At 69.8% G+C, this 679-nt stretch carries 1 protein-coding gene; it reads left to right on the top strand.

Annotated features, from left to right (window positions below):
- The coding region (locus AAHZ94_RS34835; protein WP_349997660.1) for a beta-ketoacyl reductase at nt 1-679 on the top strand (679 nt) is incomplete at both ends.

A 679-nucleotide genomic window follows, 5' to 3' on the forward strand; every position in this document is an offset into this window, starting at 1 on the left:
GGCGGGTGTGGGCGGCGAAGGCTGATGTTGCGGCGCATCTGCACGCGGCGACCGAAGGTCTCGACCTCGACCTGTTCGTCACGTTCTCCTCGGCAGCCGCCGCCTTCGGCAGCCCGGGGCAGGCCAACTACTCCGCTGCCAACGCCTTCTGCGACGCACTGGCCGCCCACCGCAGGTCGCTCGGCCTGCCCGCGGTCTCCATCGCCTGGGGCCTGTGGGCCGACGCCAGCGGCATGACCGGGCATCTCACCGAGACCGACCTGGGACGCATGACGCGCTCCGGCATCCGCGCGATGACCAGCGAACACGCCCTACGGTTGCTCGACGCGGCCTGCGCGGGCGACCACCCGCAGCCGGTCGCCGTCGATCTCGACGTGGCCGCTCTGGGCGCGTCCGACGACGTGCCGTCCGTACTCCGCAAGTTGGTCGTCCGCAGCCGCCGCAAGGCTGCCGACGCCGACGCCCAGGGCCCGGTACTGGCCACCCGGTTGGCAGGTCTCGACGACGCTGAACGACTCGAAGCCGTACTCCAGGTGATCCGCGAGGCCGTGGCCGCGGTCCTCGGCTTCGTCTCCGCGGACGACGTGCGCTCCGATGCGACGTTCAAGGAGTTGGGTTTTGATTCGTTGACTGCGGTGGAGTTGCGTAATCGGTTGTCGGTGGTGAGTGGGGTGAGGTT

Source organism: Streptomyces sp. HSW2009, from assembly GCF_040240285.1.
GTDB lineage: Bacteria > Actinomycetota > Actinomycetes > Streptomycetales > Streptomycetaceae > Streptomyces.